Genomic DNA, 14,432 nt, shown 5'->3' with positions numbered 1-14,432 from the left:
CGCATTGCTCATGCCTCAACCCTAGTTGACCGGTGCCTCCCCCACTGCGGCTCCCTCACCGTTGCGGATCCGCTGCACGACGCCGGTAGTCGACTGGTCCGGGACGTAGTCCAGGATGGTCACCACACCGCCGAATCGTTCCACCGCTTCCGTTTCAGCAAGCATCTCCGGCGTGTAATCCCCGCCCTTGGCGTAGATTTCCGGCCGGATCTTCTCGATCAGCGGGATGGGAGTGGGTGTGTCGAAGACGGTCACGTAATCGACACAGCTGAGTGCCGCGATCACGGCTGCGCGATCGGCCACGGAGTTGATGGGCCGGTCCGGCCCTTTCAGTTGGCGCACCGACTCGTCCGTGTTCAACGCGACCACCAGGATGTCGCCAAGCTGTTTGGCCTGGTTGAGGTAGCGGGTATGGCCGCGGTGCAGCACATCGAAGCAGCCGTTGGTGAGCACGATCCGGCGCCCCTCGGCGCGGTCGCCCTCGACGTGGCGGGCCAGTTCATCGGCGCTGAGTGCAGTGTCGGCGAAACTTGCCAGGTAACGGGTGAGGTCCTCCGAACTGCAGACCGACGTTCCCGGGTGGTGGACCACCACGTCCGCCGCGGCCTGGGCGAAGTCCACACTGGTGGTCAGAGGCAGCCCGGACGCCCGGGCAAGCGTCAGTGCGGCCACGAAGGTGTCCCCCGCGCCGGAGGCCTGCTTCTCCTTGGCCGGCCTGGCCCAGGTGCGGTGGCTATCGCCCGCGGCGGGCAGCAGCAGCGTGCCGTCCCGGTCCAGGGTGACCACCACAGCCCGTGCACCGGCGGCTTCAGCCAGCTCGTCGCGGCGGGCTGCCAGGGAATCCGCACGGTCCGCCCCGCCGGGCAACGTCATGCCCAGCATCCCGGCGGCTTCCAGCGCATTCGGCGTAGCCACATCCGGCTGCAGGACAGCCCACGGGCGGGGATCGTGGGCATCGACCACCGTCAGCGGCGGGCCCGTCCGGCCGCGCAGCGCAGCCACCAGGGCTGCCCGGACCGGACCGGCCAGGGCGCCCAGTCCGTAGTCGCACACCACCACTGCATCCTGCCCCTGCAGGGCGGAGGGCAGCGTGAGGGCCAGTGCGGCGAGCGCGTCCTGCGGAACGCGCTGCGCGGCGTCGTCGAACCGCAACAGGACCTGGCCGGCGCTGCTGATCCGGGTCTTGGTGGTGGTGACCATGCCGGGATGTTCCTGGAGGTGGCTGACGTTGACTCCGGCGGCACGGAGGCGGCGGCGCAGCTCCAGGCCGGCGTCGTCGCAACCCACCACACCGGCCATGCGGACGCGTGCGCCGAGGGCCGCCAGGTTCATGGCGGTGTTGGCGGCGCCGCCCGGCGCGAAGGCACGCCGGCTGATGTCCACCACCGGAGCCGGCGCCTCCCGGCAGAGCCGGGCGATGGACCCGTTCCACCAGCCATCCAGCATGACGTCTCCGACCACCGTCACAGACGCCCCCATGTCGGCCAGCCGCCCGGGCAGCCAGTCCGCCAGGGCACGTTGCCCGTCCAGGCCGGCGGGGCCACCTTCCGCGGCGGGAGGCTCACCGGCCATGCCGGGCGACGCCGCGCTCACGGCCGGCCGTTTTCGCCGCCGCTGGGCGGGGCCGCCACGTGCACCACCTTGACCCGGGTGAACTCGTCCAGCAATTCGGGCCCGTAGCCAAACCCGTGTCCGCTGTCACCGCGCGGCTGGGCAGCCCCGCCCGGCGCGCCGCCGAACACGGCGTTGACCTTCACGGTTCCCACCGGGAGGGCGGCTATGGCCTCCTGCGCGTGCGCGATCCTGCCGGTCAGGACTGTCGCCGCGAGGCCGTAGCGACCCTTGGCGGCCAGCCGCAGGCCGTCGTCGAAACTGTCCACCACCTGCACGGGCGCCACCGGGCCGAACGTTTCCTCCGCCATGATGTCCATGTCGGCCGTGCAGTCCAGCAGGACTGTGGCCGGATAGTACGCACCCGGTCCCGCCAGCACGGACCCGCCTTCCACCGCCCGCGCACCCGCCTGGAGCGCGTTCTCCACCTGGCGGTGGACCGCGTCGCGCAGGCGGACGTCAACCAGGGGCGCCAGGCTGCCTTTCCGGTTCCGGCGGCGGGCTGCCTGTTCCAGTGCCTCGCAGAACGGCCCGGCGACCGCCCGGTGCACGTAGATCCGCTCCACGGCTGTGCAGATCTGGCCGCTGTTGCTGAACGCGCCCACAGCCGCCTGCTCGGCGGCCCAGACAGGGTCGACGTCGTCGTCGACCAGGAGCGGATCGTTGCCGCCGTTTTCACGGATGACGTGCGCCCCTGTCACGTTGGAAGCCTTGGCAATCCGGGCGCCGGCCGCGCTTGAACCTACGTGCGCCACCACATCCACGCCGGACTGTTCGGCCAGCAGGGCGCCGACGCCGGAACCGCCGGTCAGCGAAATCAGCACACCAGCCGGGACGGCAGTCGCCAGGACGTCTCCCAGCATGGCACCCAGGTGGGGGCACCGCTCGCTGGGCTTGTGCACCACGGTGTTTCCGGTGACCAGGGCCGCACCGATAAGGCCGCAGGCCACGGCCACGGGATCATTCCAGGGGGTGAGCAGCACCGCCACCCCGCGCGGCTCGGCCACGGTGTAATCCGACGCCAGCGGGTTTCCCCTGAGGCTGTGCCCGCGGTGGACGGGACCCAGTTCGGCGTACTGTTCCAGGGTGGCGATGCCCGCCTCGATGCCGGCCAGGGCCTCGTCCACCGGGCGTCCGGTCTCGCGGTTGTTCATCCGTGCGAGTGCCGGTGCTGCTTCGGCCAGGGCGCGCGCGGCTGCCCGCAGGCAGGAACCCCGTTCGGCCGGCGGGGTGCGGGCCCAATCGTGAAGGGCCGCACGCGAGGCATTGACCGCCCGGCGAACGTGAAGGGGCTCAGCTTCCGCCAGGGACCCCACTTCCTCACCCGTGCGGGGATCGCGGATCACTATCAGGTCTTTGGCGCCGTTGTGGATGCGCTGGACAATCGCGGACATGGAGCTCCTTCCAAAGAGACGGCCGCGGCACCCTTCCGGGCGGCTGCGAGGCTGGGCCGGCCGAGTGACCCGGCACCCTGTCACCAGTCCCGTACCCCGGTGCCATGCCGTTTACACCCGTCCGGCTGCCCGGGTTTTGCCGTTCCACTCAGGATCGGCCGGGCGTGCTTCAGCGATAGCCACGCGCCGCAATCCGAACTATGGTTGCCCCACACTAGACGGCACACAGCACGGCGGCCCCGTGGCGGCAGGAGGGGAGGACGGTATGCGTGGAACCACTGCCGACGATAGGCCCCGCCGGGGTGTTGGTCCCGTCCTCGGCACCTTCCAGGACGTAGCCCGCATCGCCGTGCTGCGCGGGGGCGGTCTCGGAGACCTGCTGTTCGCCTTCCCCGCGGTTTCCGCGCTCAAAGCTGCCTATCCGGGTTCCACTGTGACCGTCCTGGGGACGCCGCTGCATGCCGCGCTGGTACAGGGAACCGCCGGGCCCGTCGACGCCGTCCGCATCCTGCCCTACGCGGACGGCGTCCGCCCCGGGGAGGAGGACCCGGCCGCCCTGGACAGCTTCTTCGCGGACATGCAGCGGGAGCAGTTCGACCTGGCGCTCCAGCTGCACGGCGGAGGCCGCTACTCCAACCCGTTCCTCCTGCGATTGGGCGCCCGCCACACTGTGGGCACGCAAACTCCCGACGCCGCTCCGCTGGAGCGCAACCTGCCTTACGCGTATTACCAGCACGAGCCGCTGCGGGCACTTGAAGTGGCGGGACTCGCCGGGGCGCCGCCCGTCGAGCTTGAAGCCAGCCTTCGGCCGCTGCCGCAGTTCGCCGCACGGGCCGGTGAACTGCTGGATGCTGACCTGCCGGACGCTGACCTGCCGGACGGCGTGCCAAGCCGCCGGGCCGGGAGTGCCGGGCGGACGACGAGGCCCGTCGTCGTGATCCATCCCGGTGCCACCGACCCGCGGCGGCGCTGGCCGGCCGGCCGTTTCGCCGAGCTGGCGGCGGCGTGCGTCGCCGACGGCTGCCGGGTGCTGGTGGCGGGTGACCGCAGCGAGCGGCAACTGGCAGCCGAGATCGTGGACCGGGCCGGTTCAGCCCTGGTCCGGCCGATTGCCGGCGAGGCGGACCTTGGCACACTGGCGGCGCTGCTGGCACGGTGTGACGTCATGGTGGCCAATGACAGCGGCCCGCGCCACCTGGCCCAGGCCCTCGGAACGCCCACGGTGGGGATCTACTGGGCGGGAAACCTGATCAACGCCGGGCCCCTGGGCAGGACGCTGCACCGGGTGCACCTCTCCTGGCTGACGCACTGCCCGGAATGCGGGGCCGATGTCACCCAAGTGGGCTGGACGGCCCCGCGCTGCGCCCATGACAGTTCACTGGTGGCCGGCGTCCGGGCCGAGGACGTCTACGCGGATGTGCGGCTACTCATGGCCACGAGCCCTCATCTTCGTGGCAGATCAGCATCTCCCTGACCTCGCAGCCCCTCGGCTGGGACAAGGCGAAAAGGATGGCCTGCGCCACGTTGGCGGGGTCGTTCAGGCGGGAGTCGTCCTGGGGCTTGTACTTTTCCGCGCGATCGTCGAAAAACCGGGTCTTCATGCCGCCGGGAATCATGGTGGTCACGCCGATCTCACCCCCGCTTTCGGCTGCAAGCGCGTGGCTGAAGCCCACCACTCCGAACTTCGAGGCGCAGTACGCCGACGCCTCGGGCAGCGCCCTTTTGCCCAGGGTTGACGCCACGGTGACCACCCGGCCGCCGGAGGCTTTGAGGTACGGCAGGGCCGCGCGCACCACCGAGACGGTGCCGAACAGGTTCACAAAGACCACCTGCTCCCAGTCCTCTGCCGGGACGTCCTCCAGCTTGCCGCAGCGGTCGATGCCGGCGGCGGTCACCACGGCGTCCAGCCCTCCGAGTGTTTCGGCTGCCTCCCGGACCGCCGCACTGACTGCCAAACGGTCCGCGACGTCCACTTCAAAGGCCTTCGCGGCCGCGACGTTCCGGATGTCCCGGTCCAGCACCACCGGCGTGCCGCCCGCATCAAGCACAGCCTCGACGACGGCGGCACCGAGGCCGGAGGCTCCCCCGGTCACCAGGACCCGCCCCGGGGAAGGTGCGCGGAAGGACCCTCGGGAAGGGTCGCGGAAAGTCTCGTCAGTCATGGTGTTCCTCTCATTCGTTTTCGCTTTTCGCTGTGAAGTTCAGCTGACGCGTGCGAGTGCGTCGGCGAGGTCGGTGGTGGAGCGCGACGGGTGGTAGGGCACCGTGGTGCAGCGTCCGCCCCAGCTTTCTACCAGGGCTGTTTCCGGCAGCTGCGTGACATCGTAGTCGCCGCCTTTCACCCAGAGATCAGGCTGCAGCGCGGCCAGGCAGGCCTCCGGGGTGTCCTCGTCGAACACCATCACGGCATCCACGAACTCCAAGGCGAGCAGCAGTTCGGCGCGGTCTTCCTGGTTGAGGATGGGCCGTCCGGGGCCCTTGATCCGGCGCACGGACTCATCCGAGTTCAGGCAAACGATGAGGCAGTCCCCGAGGCTCCGGGCGGCGGCCAGTGCCCGGGTGTGACCGGCATGCAGCAGGTCAAAGCAGCCGCCCGTGGCCACGACGATCCCGCCTGCTTCGCGCACGCTGCGGGCCAGTGCCAGCGCGTCCGTGTCCCGGCCCTGCAGGTTGACCGGCTTCGGCTCTCCGGCGAGCCCGGCAACCCCGCCGTGCCGCAGGAAGGAGGCGGCCTCCCGGACCGCCAGCACGGCCGCGACGTCGAGGGTGTGTCCGTCCATCAGGTGCACGGCCAGGCTGGCCGCCAGCCTGTCCCCGGCACCGCAGGGGTCCGTCACCGTGGTTTTGGGCGCCGGTATGGGCAATGCCGGCTGGGCGGTGCCGTGTACCAGCATCGCGCCCTGGCTGCCCATGGTGACCATGACAGCCTTGCTCTGCCAGCGCAGCCGGAGGTCCCGGGCCAGTGCCGCGGGATCGTCGTTTACGGCTTCCGCGCTGCCCGCAGCACGGGCGAAGTTTCGGGCAAAGGTCTGAGCCTCCGTCAGATTAGGCGTCACCACGGCCACGCCGGGCACAGGGTGCGCGCCCGCCCGGTGCGGATCCCAGACGATGGAAATCCGGCCGGCGAGCGTGGCCAGGACGGACCTCAGCTCCACGTTGGAGGTGAGGCCACGGCCGTAGTCCGCCACGATTATCACCGCTGCCCTTTCCAGAGCGTGCAGCATGGCCGGCGTCACCGCGGGGTCCGGCGGCGGGGCGCATCCTTCGTCGAACCGGACCACCGGGTGGCCCTCCGCCCGCACCCGTGTCTTGACCGGGGTGGGTGCCCCGGAGGCTCCGGCCACCACGGTAATGCCCTCGAGCGCCCGTTCCAGGTGCCGCGCCGCCTCGTCGTCCGCGAGGACTGTCAGGAGCGTGACGCTGTGGCCGTCGCCGGCGAGCATCCGGGCCACAAGCCCGGCGCCGCCGGCACGCCGTCGTACATTTTCAACGTCCACCACGGGGACCGGCGCGTCCGGGCAGAGCCGCGTGGCCTCGCCGTCGATGTCGACGTCGAGCAGCACATCCCCCACCACGACGATCTTCACGGCAGGCTCCCCGTGCAGGCTGCGTTCCGGCCGCGCCGGGCCACCTCCGCGTCGAAGGCGCGGCACATGGCATGCAGCGCAATAAGATGGCCCTCCTGGGCGTTGGCGGACAGCGCCTGGATGGTCACGGCCTCATCGCAGCGGGACGCCAGCGGGTTGGGCGCCGGGCCGGTGAGCGCCCACGTCGTGATGTTCAGCCTGGTGGCGACATCGGCGGCACGCAAAAGGTTAGGGCTTTTTCCGCTCGTGGACAGCAGGATCAGCACATCACCAGAGCGCCCGTGGGCCCGTACCTGCCGGGCGTAAAGCTCCTCGAAGCCATAGTCGTTCGCTATGGCGGTCACGGCCGAGGTCTCGGCGTGCAGGGAGATCGCGGAGAACGGCACCCGTTCGCCGTCGAAGCGTCCCACGAGTTCGGCCGTCAGGTGCTGGGCCTCCGCGGCCGAGCCCCCGTTCCCCGCAGCGAGCAACCGCTGGCCGCGCAGCAGCCGGCGGGCCAGTTCCTCGCCCCAGGCCGCAAGGTGGTACGCCTGGCCGCGCAGGGATTCCAGGGCCGGGATCACGTTGTCCAGGTGCTCCTGAACGGCGAGGACCGAATCCGGTCTGGTGTTTCCGCCCCGGCGTCCGTCCGCACCCGGATCTGGTGCGAAGACGTGCGGCCGGACAATGTGCGGCGGCAGGACGGGCAGTTCCTCCTCGCGGAGGGTCCATTCGGTGGTCACAGCGCTGCCCCCTCCATCGGTTCAAGCTGTGGAGCGGCAATCGCCGCGAGGGCTTGCTGGTAGGCCTTCTCAGTTTCGTCGGCCACGCGGTCCCACGAGTAGCGCGAGCGGGCCCGCTGCAGGCCCGCCCGTCCCAGTTCCAGCCGGAGCTCCGGGCTGGCAAGGAGCCGGGCGGCGGCGCGCGCGATGGCGGCCGGATCCCTCGGCGGCACATGCAGGCCGGTTGCCCCGTCCACCACCGTGTCGGTCAGTCCTCCGACTGCCGCAGCCACCACCGGTACGCCGCAGGCCATGGCTTCCAGCGGAACGATGCCGAAAGGTTCGTACCAGGGGGTGCAGACCACGGCATCCGCGCTGCGCAGGATGCCTGGCATCTCCTCCCGCGGCACCTGGCCGCGGAGGGTGACCTGGTTTTCCACGCCGAGTTCCCGGGCCAGCTCACCGAGCCGCCGTGCCTCGGGGTCCGCGCCCATCGCCGCTTCTCCGCCGCCGCCCACCACCAGGAGTTCGACGTCGTCGAACCCGGCATCACGGAGCAACGGCAGGGCGCGGATCACCAGGTCCACACCCTTGCGCGGAACCAGCCGGCCGACGGAGAGTATCCGGTGGCTGCGCGGCCGGGGCTCGGCAGGCCCTGCTTCGCGGAAGAGCTCCAGGTCCACTCCGCAGGGGGCGATGGATATTTTGGCCGTATCGATGCCCATGGCCTTGAGCTCGAAGACTTCATCCGAACAGGTGGCTATGATCCGGTCGGCGGAGCGTCCCACGGCAGGCTCCAGCCAGCGCCGCTGCTGGGGGCTGGTGTCGTCGGCTCCCTGGTGGCGTCGCTTGACCGTGCCGAGGGCGTGGAAGGTCTGCACCACCGGTACATTCGCTCCGCTGCGGCGTACGGCGTCCAGCGCGGCCAGGCCGGACATCCAGAAATGCGCATGCACGATGTCCGGCTGCCCGCCGTCCCAGTCCTCCGCGATCCCTACTGCGAGCCTGTCCATGTAGGGAAGGAGCCCGTCCTTGGGCACGTGGCGCGCCGGGCCCGCCGCAACGTGGACCACCTCAAGCCGCGGCAGGATGCGGACGCGGGGCGGGAGCCCGGCGTCGTCCTTCCTCGTATACACGGTGACGTGGTGGCCCTGCCGGGCCAACGCCGTGGACAACGCGGCAACGTGGACGTTCTGGCCGCCGGCATCCACGCCGCCGAGCGCCGCCAACGGGCTGGCATGTTCGGAAACCATGGAAATTCTCACGGGAGCTTCCTTTCGTGCGCAGGAACGAGGATCCGGGATTTCCGGAATCGCGGGGAAACAAGATCATCAAGAAGGGCGTCCCAGGCATCGAGGAACGGACCCAGGCTGTACCGTTCCAGGGCTGCCTGGCGGGCAGCGAGCCCCCGCGCGCGCGCTTCCCCGGGGTCGCTGACCAGGACCCGGGCCTGCCGGACCAGCTCCCCGACGTCCGTGGAGATCGCCCCGGCCTCCGGCGGCACCGCCCGGGCGGCTTCGGTGGTGGCCAGTACCACCACCGGCAGTCCGAGGTGCATGGCTTCGAGCAGGGCGAGCCCCAGGGAGGTCCAGCGGAGCGGGTGGACATAGACGCGGCAGCGGGCCAGTTCCCGGTGGAGCTCTGCGGTGGCGAGGTCACCGCGGACGGTCAGCCGGGAGGGCGGCAGCCCCGTGTGCCCGGGAAGTTCGTCCCCGCCCATCCCGAAGACCTGCAACGGGGCGGCCCCCGCAAAGCGCGGGAGCAGGTCCGTACCGGTGACCCGGCCGCGGCGGACGGGTTCATTGACCACGACGGCGAGCTCCGGAAACTCGCCGGTGTAGAGATAGCCGGGGTCAGGCACGCCGTGTTCGATCACCGTGGTGGCGGCTGAGCCGCTGTCCCAGAACAACGCGTTGAAATGCGTGACGTGCACCAGCGGGATGGCGTGCTGGTCCGCGAGCGCGTGCACGGTGGACGGAACATTGCCTCTGGGGGTGTTGTGTTCGAGGTAGACGGCGGGGAGTTCTTTGCCAGGCTGCCGGCCAAGGGCGCGGCCCACCTCGGCAATTTCTTCCGGCCGCTGCAGCACGACGGCGTCGATGCTGCCCGCGTCGAGGCTCTCCAGGGCGACTTCGCGGACGGATTCCGGCCAGTTCCGGCCCGCGCGGCCCAGCCCCCAGGGTCCGCCGCCCGGAAGGACCGGCAGGAGGTATTCGTGGGGTCCGCGGACGAACGAATCAGTCCAGGCACCGTGCACATGCCACAGCAGGATCCTCATTGACGGACCTTTCGCCGGGTGGACAGGGAGGAAACTCCGCTGATGAGCCGCTCCACGGCGTCCACAACGTCTTCCGGGGAAACTGATGCCAGGCACGGATGTCCAGGCACCGGGCAGTCGCGCGCCCTGCTCAGCCGGCAGGGCGCGTTCTGGTCGCCCAGCAGTTCAAGCGGAACGCCGTAGGGCGCCCACCTGACGGCCGGAACCACCGGGGAAAACAGGCAGGCAACGGGCGTGCCGACGGCGGCGGCGATATGCGCCGGGCCGGTGTTTCCGGTGACGACCGCGCGTGCCCCGGCGATGACACCGGAGAGGGCCCGCAGGTCGGTCCGTCCGCCCAGGTCCAGCCCCGACGGGCCGGCCACGGTGGCTGTCAGCTCGGTTTCCCCCGGGCCTCCGGTCACCACCACCCGGTGGCCCGCGCCTTCGAGGAGCTCAACGGCGGCGGCATGGTGAAGCGGGGGCCAGGCCCGGGACTGCGCGGAGGAACCGGGGTGCACCACGATGTAGGGCCCCTCGCCCACGAGTTCGCCGGCATCGGGAGGATCCGCAACCCGGAGCCGGCCGTCATCGCCTGGCGGAAGCACAAACCCGGCAGCCCGGGCGATTCCCAGGGCACGCTCCACCTCCGGCTGGTCTTCGGAAAAGTCCTCCCCGGGCCTGAGCCGGACGTCCAGCAAGGCGCCTGCGTAGTCGACGGACGCTCCGGTGATACGGCTTACGCCTGCCAGCCGGAGCAGCAGCGCCAGGGGAAGGGGTGATTGGTGGAAAGAGGTCAGGATCACCGCCTCCGCGATCCTGGAATCACGGACGAAGGTGACGAGCCGGTCCACGTCCTCCCCCGCGACCGCCGGGGCGGGATGGATGATCCACGGGCACGCCCAGCTATGTACTTCGGACACGCCCGGCAGCAGCAACCCTGCCGCTTCGCCCTGCGGGCCGCATAGAAGCACGACGTCGTTCGGGGCGCCCCCATCGGCCCGCCGTCCGTTGGCTACGGCCCGAACAGCGGGGCCGGCCAACAGCACGTCCCCCACGCTGTCCAGGCGGGCCACAAGTACCCGGTTCATCGACGGTTCCCTCCCGCTGCGGGGCCCAGCAGGAGCGCCACCGCGGCGGACAGGTCCGCTGCCACCTCCGGGGCGGCCTCCACTTCCTGGGGCCGGGTGAGGGGGGTGGGCACCAAAATCCCCCTCAACCCGGCGGCTTCCGCGGCTTCCATGTCGCTGCCGATGTCGCCGATGTAGGCAGCTTCGGCAGCTCGGATACCGAGTCTCCGGCAGGCACTGAGGATCATCCCCGGGGCAGGCTTGCGGCAGCCGCAGCCGTCCTCGGTGCCGTGTGGGCAGATTTCCCAGACGTCAAAAGGACCCAGGAGCGCCTCGATGCGGCTATTGACGCTGTCCACCTGGCCGCGGGAGAGCAAACCGCGGGCAATCCCCGACTGGTTGCTGAGCACTCCGGTGGCGATCCCCCTCCCGCGCAACCCGGCCAGGACCTCCCGCGCCCGAGGCATCGGCGCCACCAGCCGGGGATCCCCGTTGTAGGGCACATCGCGGACCAGGGTGCCGTCCCGGTCGAAGAGCACGGCCTTGGGTGGTGGAATGCTGGAACTTGCCATACCCACCCTGTTCCCCTCAAACCGGCTGCTCAAACGCCCCCGGAAGCACCTTCCCGGATTAGACTCCCGAGCCAAGGGTCCGATCAGCCCGGAAATGAGAGGGTTACAGCTATGGGTTCCACGGCTTCGGGTTCCACAACAACGGATTCCACGGCGGCGTCCTGCGTTCAACCGGCACTGCTGGTGTTGCGCGCCCTCAAACTTGGCGACCTGCTGGTGTCGGTCCCGGCCCTGCACGCCCTCCGCCGGGCTTTCCCCGGCCACCGCCTGGTCTATGCGGGTCCGGCGTGGCTGGAGGACATCGTTGAACTGGTGGGAGGCTTCGAACTGCTCCCGGCCGCGCTGGACACCCCGCTCGCCGTGAAGCCGGGCACTGTGGATATCGCGGTCAACCTGCACGGCCGAGGGCCCGAGAGCACCGCCTTGCTGCAAGCCATCAGGCCGCGGCGGTTGATTGCGCACAGCCCTGCCGTCGGCGGGCCGCCGTGGGTGGAACAGATGCACGAGCGGGAACGGTGGACCCGGCTCCTGCGCTGGCACGGCATCGAGGCAGATCCCCTCGACCTGCGGCTGGACCGGCCCCGCGTTTCCGGCCAGCGGGCGGCCGGGCCCGGCGCGGCGGAGGCAGTGGTGCACGTTGGCGCAGCCTACGGTTGCCGACTGTGGCCCGAAGGACGGTTTGCCGAAGTAGCCTCGGCGCTGAACGCCGCCGGACACAATGTGGTGTTTACCGGCAGCGCTGACGAACGGGAACGGGCCCTCCGGGTGGCCCGCGAGGCGGGGCTGCCGGACGAAGCTGTGGTTGCCGGCCGGCAGCGCCTCTCCGAATTCGCCGCGGTAATCGCCGACGCTGGCGTCGTGGTTTCGGCCGACACCGGGGCAGCCCATCTGGCCGCTGCCTACGCCCGGCCGTCCGTTATCCTGTTCGGTCCGGCTCCTCCGGAGCGGTGGGGGCCGCCGGCGGCGGGCCCGCATGTGGTGCTGACCCGCGCGGACCTGCGCCGCGGGGATGTCTTCGCCGATGAGCCGGACCCGGCGTTGCTGGGGGTCGGCGTTCAGGATGTGCTCGCGGCCCTGCGCGGGCTGGGACTGCTCTGATCCGTGCCTTCCTTGGAGCCCCAGTCCGGGGAGTCCCCGTCCTGCAACAAGCGCTGGAGCTGCACCAGGACCCGCGAAAGGCGCCGTGAAACCTGCATCTGCGATACACCGAATCGGCGTCCGAGCTCGGCCTGGCTTTCCTCGCAAAAATAGCGCCGGTACAGCAGCTCCTGGTCCTCCGCGGTGAGCTCATGGATGGCCTGGTTGAGGCAGATCAATTCCTCGAGGCGGGCCAGCGGGTCCTCCCCGGAACTGAGGGTTTCGGCGAGCGGGGCAGTATCGGTGTTGGCGTCTACCGCATCGAGGGAGTCCGGGTGCAGGCTCGCCGCAGCCGCCGTCGCTTCATTCACGGCCTCGGGGGAAACCGCCAGTTCCCTCGCCAGCTCGGCAGCACTGGGCGGGCGGCCCAGGGACTGGGCCAGCGCCGGTTCCGCGCGCAGGAGTTCGGACCGCAGGTCCTGCACGTGCCTCGGCGGCCTGACCATCCAGCACCGGTCCCTCAGGTACCTCTTGAGCTCTCCGGTGATGGTAGGCGCCGCGTAAGCCGGGAAGCTGGCCCCGCGGGCCTCATCGAACCCCCGTGCCGCCTTGACCAGGCCAAGGTAGGCGACCTGGTTCAGGTCCGCCCTGTCACGCCCGCGGGCCTGGAAGCGCGCTGCCAGTGCCTCGGCGAGGTCCAGGTAATCCAGTACCAGGTGGTTTTCGAAAGTTTGCTGGATCCGGCCCGGATGACTGTGGGGTTGTTCCGGTTTTAGGATCTGTGGCGACTGCTGGGATTCCGCCATGATGGTTCGTTCCTTTACCCGTGGAGCGACCGAAAGCCTGTGGCAAGACTTAGAGCAGTAGGAAACCATAAGCTTGCTTATTAAACAATGGCCGGTAGCGTTAATGCCGAACCACAACGCGCCGGCCCGAACCGAAAAGTCGGCCGGCGCTTCCAGCTCTTGGAAGGGCGGAGCGGCATGCGGATCGCAATCACTGGCGCTAGCGGAAATGTGGGCACCGCCCTGCTGCGGCGCCTCCAGCGGGCGCGGGCGGAACGCCCCGACACCCTGGAAATCGTGGGAATCGGCCGGAGGCCGCCCAACCACGCGGCACCGCCGTACGGCGGCGTGGAATGGCACGCCCTGGACATCGCGGACGACGACGGCGCGCCCTTGCGTGCGGCCCTCGCCCGTGCGGATGCCGTGGTGCACCTCGCGTGGCTCCTCCAGCCGAACCACAACCTGGCCGCCCTGCACCGGACGAATGTGACGGGAACGGCCAACGTGCTTCGGGCTGCCAGGGAAGCCGGCGTGGGCCACGTGGTGTGCGCATCCTCCGTGGGCGCATACGCCCGTTCGGGCAAGGAAACGCGCCGGGCCGAGGACTGGCCGGCCACGGGCATCCGGGAATCCCACTACGGCCGGCACAAGGCTGAACAGGAAGTCCTCCTGGACCGCTTCGCGGCGGAGAATCCTGCCATCACCGTCGCCCGGCTCCGGCCGGCGCTTACGTTTCAGGCTGAGGCGGGCAGCGAGATCGGACGGTACTTCCTGGGACGGGCACTCCCCCGGCTCCTGCCGCAGAAGCTCAGGCTGCCGATCATTCCCCTACCTCGCGGGCTGGCCTTTCAAGCAGTCCACGCTGACGACGTCGCGGACGCCTATTGGCGCGTCCTGGATCGGCGCGCCGCCGGCGCGTTCAACATTGCCGCCGAACCCGTCATCACGCCGGTGGAACTGGCGCGGATCTTCCAGGCTGTGCGGTGGCTTCCCATACCGTTCGGACTCGTCCGCGCAGCCGTGGACCTGAGCTGGCGGCTTCGCCTGCAGCCAACTGACGCCGGGTGGATTGCCATGGCCGAAGGAGCGCCTGTCATGGACACACACCGCGCCCGCGGCGTACTTGGATGGGAGCCGCGCACGTCCTCCGTGGACGCCATTCGGGAGGTGCTGGAAGGACTGACGGCCGGTCGCGGCACAGAAGGCTCTCCCCCACTGACCCCGCGAAGCTAGTCCGCGGCGACGGCCCGGCCGGAAAATTCCGGGCCAAAAAAACTAATACACCAAGGGTACTTACTATCTGATAGTAATCATGCTTACTATTTAGTAGCCAGTTATTGCTGGTTCTTGATCAGCAGCCGACCTTCTTGGAAAGAGA

13 protein-coding genes are annotated in these 14,432 nt (G+C 70.0%); 3 read left to right on the top strand and 10 right to left on the bottom strand.

The window, feature by feature from the left end; genetic code table 11:
- Positions 1 to 21: 21 nt before the first annotated feature.
- Together rfaE2 and ARTH_RS01835 are read right to left on the bottom strand one after the other, a co-directional pair.
- A complete protein-coding gene (rfaE2, locus tag ARTH_RS01840) occupies positions 22 to 1,572 on the bottom strand; it encodes a D-glycero-beta-D-manno-heptose 1-phosphate adenylyltransferase (protein ID WP_011690232.1) in 1,551 nt (516 codons plus the stop codon).
- A 17-nt stretch (positions 1,573 to 1,589) separates the two neighbouring features.
- The gene (locus tag ARTH_RS01835; RefSeq protein WP_011690231.1) at positions 1,590 to 3,005 is read right to left on the bottom strand and encodes an aldehyde dehydrogenase family protein; all 1,416 of its coding nucleotides are present in this window, start codon (positions 3,003 to 3,005) and stop codon (positions 1,590 to 1,592) included.
- Between the two features lie 265 nt (positions 3,006 to 3,270).
- On the opposite strand from ARTH_RS01835, the gene ARTH_RS01830 reads away from it, so the two are divergent.
- Positions 3,271 to 4,479, top strand: a complete 1,209-nt coding sequence (locus ARTH_RS01830; protein WP_011690230.1) for a glycosyltransferase family 9 protein — start codon at positions 3,271 to 3,273, stop codon at positions 4,477 to 4,479.
- Here the strand turns inward: ARTH_RS01830 and ARTH_RS01825 are convergent.
- Genes ARTH_RS01825 through ARTH_RS01795 form a run of 7 tightly spaced genes read right to left on the bottom strand, consistent with a single transcriptional unit; the run spans position 4,433 to position 11,192 of the window.
- Positions 4,433 to 5,167: an SDR family oxidoreductase gene (locus ARTH_RS01825; protein ID WP_011690229.1), complete on the bottom strand. Its 735-nt coding sequence runs from the start codon at positions 5,165 to 5,167 to the stop codon at positions 4,433 to 4,435. The two genes, ARTH_RS01830 and ARTH_RS01825, sit on opposite strands and share 47 nt — an antisense overlap.
- A gap of 39 nt (positions 5,168 to 5,206) precedes the next feature.
- Positions 5,207 to 6,592 (bottom strand): PfkB family carbohydrate kinase, encoded by a 1,386-nt coding sequence (locus tag ARTH_RS01820; RefSeq protein WP_011690228.1) that lies wholly within the window; start codon positions 6,590 to 6,592, stop codon positions 5,207 to 5,209.
- A complete protein-coding gene (locus tag ARTH_RS01815; RefSeq protein WP_011690227.1) occupies positions 6,589 to 7,314 on the bottom strand; it encodes a D-sedoheptulose-7-phosphate isomerase in 726 nt (241 codons plus the stop codon). The genes ARTH_RS01820 and ARTH_RS01815 overlap by 4 nt, the downstream gene beginning before the upstream one ends.
- Complete coding sequence (locus tag ARTH_RS01810) at positions 7,311 to 8,558, bottom strand: glycosyltransferase (RefSeq protein ID WP_011690226.1); 1,248 nt, start codon at positions 8,556 to 8,558, stop codon at positions 7,311 to 7,313. Before ARTH_RS01810 ends, ARTH_RS01815 begins: the two co-directional genes overlap by 4 nt.
- The gene (locus ARTH_RS01805) at positions 8,555 to 9,571 is read right to left on the bottom strand and encodes a glycosyltransferase (RefSeq protein WP_011690225.1); all 1,017 of its coding nucleotides are present in this window, start codon (positions 9,569 to 9,571) and stop codon (positions 8,555 to 8,557) included. Before ARTH_RS01805 ends, ARTH_RS01810 begins: the two co-directional genes overlap by 4 nt.
- The gene (locus ARTH_RS01800) at positions 9,568 to 10,641 is read right to left on the bottom strand and encodes a glycosyltransferase family 9 protein (protein ID WP_011690224.1); all 1,074 of its coding nucleotides are present in this window, start codon (positions 10,639 to 10,641) and stop codon (positions 9,568 to 9,570) included. Before ARTH_RS01800 ends, ARTH_RS01805 begins: the two co-directional genes overlap by 4 nt.
- On the bottom strand, positions 10,638 to 11,192 hold the full coding sequence (locus ARTH_RS01795) for a D-glycero-alpha-D-manno-heptose-1,7-bisphosphate 7-phosphatase (RefSeq protein ID WP_011690223.1): 555 nt from the start codon (positions 11,190 to 11,192) through the stop codon (positions 10,638 to 10,640). The genes ARTH_RS01800 and ARTH_RS01795 overlap by 4 nt, the downstream gene beginning before the upstream one ends.
- 111 nt (positions 11,193 to 11,303) lie before the next feature.
- Here ARTH_RS01795 and ARTH_RS01790 point away from each other — a divergent pair, with 111 nt between their 5' ends.
- A complete protein-coding gene (locus tag ARTH_RS01790; RefSeq protein WP_011690222.1) occupies positions 11,304 to 12,290 on the top strand; it encodes a glycosyltransferase family 9 protein in 987 nt (328 codons plus the stop codon).
- Here ARTH_RS01790 and ARTH_RS01785 read toward each other — a convergent pair.
- Complete coding sequence (locus ARTH_RS01785) at positions 12,248 to 13,075, bottom strand: sigma-70 family RNA polymerase sigma factor (RefSeq protein WP_011690221.1); 828 nt, start codon at positions 13,073 to 13,075, stop codon at positions 12,248 to 12,250. The genes ARTH_RS01790 and ARTH_RS01785 overlap by 43 nt on opposite strands.
- 177 nt (positions 13,076 to 13,252) lie before the next feature.
- Here ARTH_RS01785 and ARTH_RS01780 point away from each other — a divergent pair, with 177 nt between their 5' ends.
- Positions 13,253 to 14,287: an NAD-dependent epimerase/dehydratase family protein gene (locus ARTH_RS01780; RefSeq protein ID WP_011690220.1), complete on the top strand. Its 1,035-nt coding sequence runs from the start codon at positions 13,253 to 13,255 to the stop codon at positions 14,285 to 14,287.
- Positions 14,288 to 14,432: the final 145 nt, after the last annotated feature.

Origin of the sequence: Arthrobacter sp. FB24, from assembly GCF_000196235.1 — a bacterium.
Taxonomy (GTDB): Bacteria; Actinomycetota; Actinomycetes; order Actinomycetales; family Micrococcaceae; genus Arthrobacter.
This window is presented reverse-complemented; position numbering and strand designations above follow the sequence as displayed.

Bases quoted from the DNA above. Each gene is read 5' to 3' on its own strand.
- rfaE2 (WP_011690232.1), bottom strand. From the start codon at position 1,572: ATGGCCGGTGAGCCTCCCGCCGCGGAAGGTGGCCCCGCCGGCCTGGAC.
- ARTH_RS01835 (WP_011690231.1), bottom strand. From the start codon at position 3,005: ATGTCCGCGATTGTCCAGCGCATCCACAACGGCGCCAAAGACCTGATA.
- ARTH_RS01830 (WP_011690230.1), top strand. From the start codon at position 3,271: ATGCGTGGAACCACTGCCGACGATAGGCCCCGCCGGGGTGTTGGTCCC.
- ARTH_RS01825 (WP_011690229.1), bottom strand. From the start codon at position 5,167: ATGACTGACGAGACTTTCCGCGACCCTTCCCGAGGGTCCTTCCGCGCA.
- ARTH_RS01805 (WP_011690225.1), bottom strand. From the start codon at position 9,571: ATGAGGATCCTGCTGTGGCATGTGCACGGTGCCTGGACTGATTCGTTC.
- ARTH_RS01800 (WP_011690224.1), bottom strand. From the start codon at position 10,641: ATGAACCGGGTACTTGTGGCCCGCCTGGACAGCGTGGGGGACGTGCTG.
- ARTH_RS01795 (WP_011690223.1), bottom strand. From the start codon at position 11,192: ATGGCAAGTTCCAGCATTCCACCACCCAAGGCCGTGCTCTTCGACCGG.
- ARTH_RS01790 (WP_011690222.1), top strand. From the start codon at position 11,304: ATGGGTTCCACGGCTTCGGGTTCCACAACAACGGATTCCACGGCGGCG.
- ARTH_RS01785 (WP_011690221.1), bottom strand. From the start codon at position 13,075: ATGGCGGAATCCCAGCAGTCGCCACAGATCCTAAAACCGGAACAACCC.
- ARTH_RS01780 (WP_011690220.1), top strand. From the start codon at position 13,253: ATGCGGATCGCAATCACTGGCGCTAGCGGAAATGTGGGCACCGCCCTG.